At 64.7% G+C, this 7,653-nt stretch carries 8 protein-coding genes; 6 read left to right on the top strand and 2 right to left on the bottom strand.

Annotated features, from left to right (window positions below; genetic code table 11):
* Together RMO57_RS06435 and RMO57_RS06430 are read left to right on the top strand one after the other, a co-directional pair.
* The coding region (locus tag RMO57_RS06435) for an aminotransferase class I/II-fold pyridoxal phosphate-dependent enzyme (RefSeq protein ID WP_310385249.1) at positions 1 to 585 on the top strand (585 nt) is incomplete at its 5' end.
* Positions 582 to 1,538 carry an NAD-dependent epimerase/dehydratase family protein gene (locus RMO57_RS06430; protein WP_310385248.1) on the top strand — a complete coding sequence of 319 codons (957 nt, stop codon included), beginning with the start codon at positions 582 to 584 and terminating at the stop codon, positions 1,536 to 1,538. The genes RMO57_RS06435 and RMO57_RS06430, both read left to right, overlap by 4 nt.
* Here the strand turns inward: RMO57_RS06430 and RMO57_RS06425 are convergent.
* Together RMO57_RS06425 and RMO57_RS06420 are read right to left on the bottom strand one after the other, a co-directional pair.
* Entirely contained in the window at positions 1,535 to 2,341 is an 807-nt protein-coding gene (locus RMO57_RS06425) for an alpha/beta hydrolase (RefSeq protein ID WP_310385247.1), read from the bottom strand. The genes RMO57_RS06430 and RMO57_RS06425 overlap by 4 nt on opposite strands.
* An 11-nt stretch (positions 2,342 to 2,352) precedes the next feature.
* Complete coding sequence (locus RMO57_RS06420; protein WP_310385246.1) at positions 2,353 to 3,660, bottom strand: O-acetylhomoserine aminocarboxypropyltransferase; 1,308 nt, start codon at positions 3,658 to 3,660, stop codon at positions 2,353 to 2,355.
* Positions 3,661 to 3,765: 105 nt separating this feature from the next.
* On the opposite strand from RMO57_RS06420, the gene RMO57_RS06415 reads away from it, so the two are divergent.
* The 4 genes from RMO57_RS06415 to RMO57_RS06400 all read left to right on the top strand — a co-directional run.
* Positions 3,766 to 4,236, top strand: a complete 471-nt coding sequence (locus RMO57_RS06415) for a CBS domain-containing protein (RefSeq protein WP_310385245.1) — start codon at positions 3,766 to 3,768, stop codon at positions 4,234 to 4,236.
* A gap of 87 nt (positions 4,237 to 4,323) precedes the next feature.
* Complete coding sequence (gene aroC / locus RMO57_RS06410) at positions 4,324 to 5,430, top strand: chorismate synthase (RefSeq protein WP_310385244.1); 1,107 nt, start codon at positions 4,324 to 4,326, stop codon at positions 5,428 to 5,430.
* On the top strand, positions 5,430 to 6,626 hold the full coding sequence (locus tag RMO57_RS06405; protein WP_310385243.1) for an MFS transporter: 1,197 nt from the start codon (positions 5,430 to 5,432) through the stop codon (positions 6,624 to 6,626). Before aroC ends, RMO57_RS06405 begins: the two co-directional genes overlap by 1 nt.
* 131 nt (positions 6,627 to 6,757) lie before the next feature.
* The coding region (locus RMO57_RS06400) for an efflux RND transporter periplasmic adaptor subunit (RefSeq protein ID WP_310385242.1) at positions 6,758 to 7,653 on the top strand (896 nt) is incomplete at its 3' end.

The raw sequence follows: 7,653 nt of genomic DNA, 5'->3' as shown, positions 1-7,653 counted from the left end.
CTGCTCGGCATCGACGAATGCCATGCCAGCGGCTTTGTCGGCAAAACGGGGCGCGGCACGCATGAATACCGCGATGTGTTCGGCAAGGTCGACATCATCACCGGCACGTTGGGCAAGGCTTTGGGCGGCGCCTCGGGTGGCTTCACAAGCGGCCGGCGCGAGGTGATCGAGTTGCTGCGTCAGCGCTCGCGGCCCTATTTGTTTTCCAACACGGTGGCACCCAGCATCGTCGGCGCCTCCATCGCCGTGCTCGATCTGCTGGAGGCCTCGACCGAACTGCGCGACAAGCTGGAAGCCAATACCGCCTACTTCCGTGCGGCGATCCAGGCAGCCGGTTTTGAGATCAAGCCCGGCACCCATGCTATCGTGCCCATCATGGTGCACGACGCGGTCGTGGCGCAACAGCTCAGTGCACGCATCTTGGAGTTAGGCATTTACGCGGTGGGTTTTTTCTTCCCCGTGGTGCCCAAGGGCCAGGCGCGCATCCGCGTGCAGGTGTCGGCCGGCCACTCGCGCGAGCAGTTGGAACTGGCGGTTAGCGCCTTCACTCAAGCCGGCCGTGAACTGGGTCTGATCCAGCCATGAGCACCACCACAAAAATTCTCATCATCGGCGCCAACGGCCAGATCGGCTCCGAGCTGGCCCAGGCCCTGGCCCTGCGCCACGGCAATGCCACCATCATCACCAGCGATCTGGCACCCGAGGGCCGGGTGCCCGAGCTGACCCATGAAATGCTGGACGTGACCGATGCGGCGGCACTCGCCAGCGTGGTCAAACGCCACGGCATCACGCAGATCTATCACCTGGCCGCCGCCTTGTCCGCCACCGGCGAGAAGCATCCGATGTGGGCCTGGGATCTGAACATGAAGGGCCTGCTCAATGTGTTGGAGCTGGCACGCACGCAAAAGTTGGACCGCATTTTCTGGCCCAGCTCGATCGCCGCGTTCGGCCCCTCGACGCCGGCGCTGGACACGCCGCAGACCACCGTCATGGACCCCACCACCATCTACGGCATCTCCAAGCTGGCCGGTGAGCGCTGGTGTGCCTGGTATCACAGGAATCACGGCGTCGATGTGCGCAGCCTGCGCTACCCCGGCCTGATCAGCTACAAGACGCCGCCCGGCGGCGGCACCACCGACTACGCGATCGAGATCTTTCACGCGGCGCTGAAGACCGGCCAATACAGCTGCTTTTTGGAGCAGGGTCAGGGCTTGCCGATGATGTATATGGCTGACGCCTTGCGCGCCACCATCGAGCTGATGGAAGCGCCGGCCGCCAGCATCAAGCAACGCGGCAGCTACAACCTGGCCGGCGTCAGCTTCACGCCGGCCGAGATTGCGGCCGAGATCGCGCTGCAGCTGCCGGGCTTCAAAATCAGCTATGCGCCGGACTTCCGCCAAGCGATTGCGGCGAGTTGGCCGCAGCGCATTGACGACAGCGAGGCTCAGCGCGACTGGGGTTGGCAGCTGCACTACGACCTGCGCGCGATGAGCACCGACATGCTCAAACAGCTGCGGCCGATCTTGGGCTTGGCCTAACTCTTCAGCACGACGCGCAGCGCCGCCAACAAGGCGTCCGGCACTTCGCCCATCAGGGAGTGGCCGGCCGGCAGCATGACGGTCTTGGCCTTCAGCGCTTCGGCCAAGGCCTTGCTCTGTTTGGGTGCCGTCATCTGGTCGCGCGCGCCCAGAATCAGGCTACTGGGCGCGCTCACCTTGGCGGCTGCCTCCAGCCCGCCGCTGTAGGCATCGCAAAGCTTGAAGTCATGCTCGAACAGATTGAGCGCGGTTTGCTGACTCTGGATGCGCCGCTTGAGCGCGATCTCCCCGCCCTGCAGCCAGGCACCCGGTCCGGGGTAGGACGGCTTGCTGGCCCAACTTGAAAACGAGAATTGATTGACCATGGCGATGGCCTTGTTCGGCTGCTCGGCCGCGGTTTTCAGCAAGGCTTCCGATACCTTCATCGGATAGGCCGTGGCCAGCAGGGCCAGATGGCTGGCTCGTTCCGGTTGGCGTGCCGCTGCCTCCAGCGCGATCAGTGAACCCATGCTGTGGCCGACCAGGGCCGCCGCTGGCTGAACGCCCGCCGCATCAAGCAGGGCCCAGACCCAGTCGGCCAAGTCGGCAATGCTGGTCAGAGGCGGCCCGCCGCTGCGCCCATGGCCGGGCAGGTCGACCGCAAGGACCGCGCGGCCATGGTGAGCAAACCAGCGCGCCAGCAGCGTCCACACGCTGTGGTCATTGAGCGCGCCGTGGATGAAAACGATGGGGGGCAGGGCGGTGTCGAGAGGCTTGCCGCCGGTGTAGGCATAGGCTTCATGGCCGTTGACGATCAGTTTCATGGGCTTTGCTCCTAGGCCTTGGCGGAGATTTTCAGCGCGCGCTTCAAGTCGGCGATCAAGTCATCGGCGTCTTCCAGTCCGATCGACAGGCGAATGCTGCCGGGTGCGATGCCGGCGATTGCCAGAGCAGCGTCATCCATGCGGCTGTGCGTGGTCGAGGCCGGGTGTATCACCAGCGAACGGCAATCTCCAACATTGGCCAGATGCGAGAAGATCTGCAGCGCTTCGATGAAGGCGCGGCCCTGTGCCCGCGTGCCCTTCAGATCAAAGCTGAACACCGAGCCGCAGCCGCGCGGCAACAAGCGCTGCGCCAATTCGAAACTGGGGTGGCTGCTTAGTCCCGGATAGCCGACCCGCTCGACCATCTCGTTAGCGGCCAAAAACTCGGCAATCTTTTGCGCGTTTTGCACATGCCGCTGCATCCGCAGTGACAGCGTCTCGATGCCTTGCAGAATCAGCCAGGCGGTGTGCGGGCTGATGCAGGCGCCGAAGTCGCGCAGGCCTTCTCGGCGGGCGCGCAGCAGGAAGGCGCCGACCGTGCTTTCCTCGGCAAACACCATGTCGTGAAAGCCCGCATAAGGCTCGCACAGTTCGGGGAATAGGCCATGTCTGTCATGCGCGGCCTGCCAGTCAAAGGCGCCGCTGTCGACCAGCACACCGCCGACCACCGTGCCGTGGCCGGACAGGAACTTGGTGGCCGAGTGATAGACCAAATCGGCGCCATGCTCGAACGGCCGCATCAGATAGGGTGTCGTCAGCGTCGAGTCGACCAAGAGCGGCAAGCCGGCGTCGTGCGCAATGGACGCAATCGTCGGGAGGTCCAGCAGGTCCATGCCGGGGTTGCCGAGCGTCTCGCCAAACAGCAGCTTGGTGTTGGGGCGGATGGCGGAGCGCCAAGCGTCAATATCGCCGGGCCGCACAAACGTTGTCTCGATGCCGAAGCGGCGCAGCGTGTAGTGCAAGAGATTGTGCGAGCCGCCGTAGAGCGCGCCGGATGAAACGATGTGCGAGCCGGCTCCCGCCAGCGTGGCGATAGCCAGATGCAGGGCCGCCTGGCCGCTTGCCGTGGCGATTGCGCCGACGCCGCCCTCGAGTGCTGCGACCCGTTCCTCAAACACGGCGGTGGTCGGATTCGACAGCCGCGAATAGACATGGCCGGCGCGCTCCATATTGAACAGCGAGGCGGCGTGTTCGGCGTTTTCGAACACAAACGAGGTGCTCAGATGCAGCGGCGTGACGCGCGCGCCGGTCGTGGGGTCGGGAGCGGCTCCGGCGTGTAGCGCCAAGGTGTCAAAAGCGGGGTCGGCATAGCCTGACATGGTGTCTCCCAGGTGTTAGGTGCGCGCATTGTGTGCTATGTTTCTAACCAATAACTAATTCGGGTTTGAGCCACATCGGCGGCCCACTCATTCAGGAGTCAGCGCATGAAAGTCGTCGATATTTTGCGGGTCAAAGGGGGCACGCTGTTCACCGTGACGCCGGAAGAGGCCTTGTCACAGGCGGTGACCACGATGGCCGAGCGCGATATGGGTTCCTTGGTGGTGATGGAGCATGGCGATTTGGTTGGCATGCTGACTTTCCGCGAGGTGATCGTGGCGGTGGTCAAGAATGGCGGCTCGGTCGGCACGCTGCGGGTGCGCAGCGTGATGGACGACCACCCGCTGACCTGTACGCCCGAGACCGAAATCGACGAGGTGCGCCGCATGATGTTGGGGCGCCATGCCCGCTATATGCCGGTACTGAACGGTAAGACCTTGATGGGCGTGATTTCGTTCTACGACGTTGCCAAGGCGGTCGTCGATGGGCAAGATTTTGAGAACCGCATGCTGAAGGCCTATATCCGCGACTGGCCACTCGAAGATAACCCCGAGCGCGCGGGTGAATCGAAACTTTGATTTCGGTTTTGCAGCAGGCGGCCCACGGGCCGCTTTTTATTTTGGCGACCGATAGAATCCAGGCGCCCCCAGCAAAACAGGTTCCCCATGTCAGGCAGTACTTTCGGCGAGTTGTTCCGTGTCACCAATTTCGGCGAAAGCCATGGCCCAGCGATTGGTTGTGTGATCGATGGCTGCCCCCCCGGCTTGGCCCTGAGCGAGGCTGACATCCAGCCCGACTTGGACCGTCGCCGGCCCGGCACGTCACGCCATGTGACCCAGCGCAACGAGCCCGACGCGGTCGAGATCCTCTCCGGCGTCTATGAAGGCCTGACCACCGGCACGCCGATCTGCCTGCTGATTAAAAACCAGGATCAGCGCAGCAAAGACTACGGCAACATCCTCGACACTTTCCGCCCCGGCCACGCCGATTACAGCTACTGGCGCAAATACGGCCTGCGCGACCCGCGCGGCGGCGGCCGCAGCTCTGCCCGGCTAACGGCGCCGATGGTCGGCGCCGGTGCGGTGGCGCGCAAATGGCTGAAGGAGAAATACGGGACCGAGTTGCGCGGCTGCATGACGCAGTTGGGCGAGATCGAGATCCCGTTCGAGGGCTGGCAACATGTCAATAGCAACCCGTTCTTCGCCGCCAATCTCAGCAAGATCGAGGAGCTGGAGGCCTATATGGACGCGCTGCGCAAGTCCGGTGACTCGGTCGGCGCGCGCATCCGCGTGGAGGCGACCGGCGTCCCCGTAGGTTTGGGCGAACCGCTGTTCGACAAGCTCGACGCGGACATTGCCTACGCGCTGATGGGCATCAATGCGGTCAAGGGCGTCGAGATCGGTGCCGGCTTCGGCGTCGTCGCCCAGCGTGGCAGCGAACATGGCGACGAGCTGACGCCGTTGGGCTTTGCGAGCAATAACTCCGGCGGCATGCTGGGCGGCATCTCGACCGGCCAAGACATCGTCGCGTCGCTGGCGATCAAGCCGACCAGCTCGATCCGCACGCCCAAAGCGTCGATCAACCGCGCCGGTGAGGTCTCCAGCGTTGAAACCTTCGGCCGCCACGACCCTTGCGTTGGTATCCGCGCCACGCCGATCGCCGAGGCCATGCTGGCCCTGGTCTTGATGGATCACGCGCTGCGCCACCGCGCGCAGTGCGGCGATGTGCAACTGCCGATCGAGGCGATCGCGGCTTCCAACGTCAGGGCCTGATGGCCGAAGCCGCCGCCTCCAAACGCATGCTGGCGGCCTGCAGCGCGCTGTCGTTTGCCTACTTCGCCGCCATCGGCGGCTTCAATCCTTACGCACCGCTTTGGTACAAGGAGCTGGGCCTGTCGGTGGTGACGATAGGCCTGCTGGTCTCGCTGGCCAGTTGGACCCGGCTGTTTGCCCCCTACGCCTGGGGCGCGCTGGCCGACCGCAGCGGCCAGCGCATCCGCATCATTCGGTGGACCGCTTGCGCCAGCTTCGTCGCTGCTCTGGGCTTCATGCTGCCGCCGCCCTGGGGCAATGTGGGGACCTTGGCGGCGGCGACCTTCCTGATGTTCAGCTTCAATGCGGCGATCGTGCCGCTGATGGAGGTGCTGGTCGCGGCCCAGCTGATGACGGCCAGCGGCGGCATGGATGCGCGCCGTTATGGCCGGGTGCGGGTCTGGGGTTCGGTCGGCTTTTTGGCCACCGTCTTGTTGGCCGGCTGGTGGTTCGAGCGATTTGGCATGCAGGCCTTTGCCGCCACCACTCTGGTCTTGCTGGGCCTGGTCGTCGTGATGGCCTGGCGGCTGCCGCAGCAGCCGGTGCAGAGTCAAGTTAGTCATGCGCCGGGGCCGCCGATCAAGGAGGTGATGCGCCGGCCCGAGGTGAGCTGGTTCTTTGCCGGTGTGTTTCTGACCGTGCTGGCGCATACGGCGCTCTACACCTTCTTCAGCCTCTATTTGGACTCGCTCGGCTACGGCAAGCAAATCGTCGGCCTGTTGTGGGCCGCCTCGGTGCTGGTCGAGATCGCCTGGTTTGCACTGCAGGGCCGCATGATGGAGCGTGGCAGCCTGCATCACTGGCTGATCGCGGCGGCGCTGGCGACCGCCCTGCGCTTCGGCCTGACCGCCGCCTTCGCCAGCAGTCTGGCGGTGCTGGTGTTGGCCCAATGCCTGCATGCGCTGACCTTTGCCGCCCAGCACACCGCCTGCATCGCCTTGGTAACGCGCTACTTCCCCGGACCCTTGCGCGGCCGCGGCCAGGCGCTGTATTCGGTCTTGGGCTATGGCTGCTCGGGCGTGTTGGGCAGCTTGGTCGGCGCTTGGGGCGTGTCGCATTTCGGCTATGCGTCGGTGTTCTGGGTGGCGGCGCTGGCCGCCCTGGGCAGCGCACTATGCTGCTGGCGCAGCCTGGTCTGGGACCGCCGCGCGGTTTGAGGCCCACTTGATCGCGGCCGCATGCAGGTCGTCCCCAGTTATCTGCAGCTCGTCACGATGCCGCTCGCGAGCGCCGCAGCCCGTCTCTACACTGCGGCCACTTTGGTTAACAGATAGATAGGGGATGAACCATGCGCAAACAATGGCTTTTTGGCGGGGTCGCTGCCGTGGTTTTGATCGCTGGCGCAGCTGTCACGGTGTTTGCCAGCAAGGGCGGCGATCAGGCGGGCAAGTCTGGCGTTGCGCCTGCCACCAAGCCCTTTGATGACAAGGCCGCCGTGACGCTGGAGTTTGTGCCGGCCGAGGTGGTCAAGCCGACCCTGGTCAGCATGCCGGCGCAGATCGAGTTCTCCGGCCCCCTGGTGGCGCCGGGCACGGTGGTTGTGCGGGCCAAATCGACCGGGACGCTGCTGAATCTGAACGTCAGTGAGGGCAGCCGTGTCAAGGCCGGCCAAATCCTGGGCCAGCTCGACCTGGAGGAGTTGCGCTTTCGGGTCGCCGAGCGCAGCGCCAGCGTTGAATCGGCGCGCGCTCAAGCGGAGCAGGCCGAGCGCCAGTTCAAGGCCAATGAGGGCCTGGCGGAACAGAAGTTCATCGCCGCCACCGCGCTGGATATCTCGCGCGCCAGCCTGGAGGCGGCCCGCGCCCAGGTGGCTGCGACCAAGGCCCAGCTCGACACTGTCCAAGTCACGCTGCGTCAGGCGGCGCTGGTGGCACCGATCAACGGCGTGGTCTCCAAGCGCCATGCCTTGCCCGGCGAGAAGTTATCACCCGAGCAGCAGATTCTGAGCATTGTCGATTTGAGTCGGTTGGAGCTGGCTGGCTTGGTCGGCACCCATGAGGTCAGCCGGCTCAAGCCCGGCATGCCGGTACAGATCCGGGTCGAGGGTTCAGACCAGCCGGTGCAGGCACGCATCAGCCGCATCGCACCCGCGGCCGAGCCGGGCACGCGCTCAATCGGCGTGACGCTGGAGCTGTCCAACCCTCAGGAGGAGTTCCGCGCTGGCCAATATGCGGTGGCCAAGGT

The organism is Roseateles sp. (genome assembly GCF_031397715.1).
Classification (GTDB): Bacteria; Pseudomonadota; Gammaproteobacteria; order Burkholderiales; family Burkholderiaceae_C; genus Paucibacter_A.
Note: the sequence above shows the minus strand (reverse complement) of the source record. Positions and strands in the feature narration are given on the sequence as shown.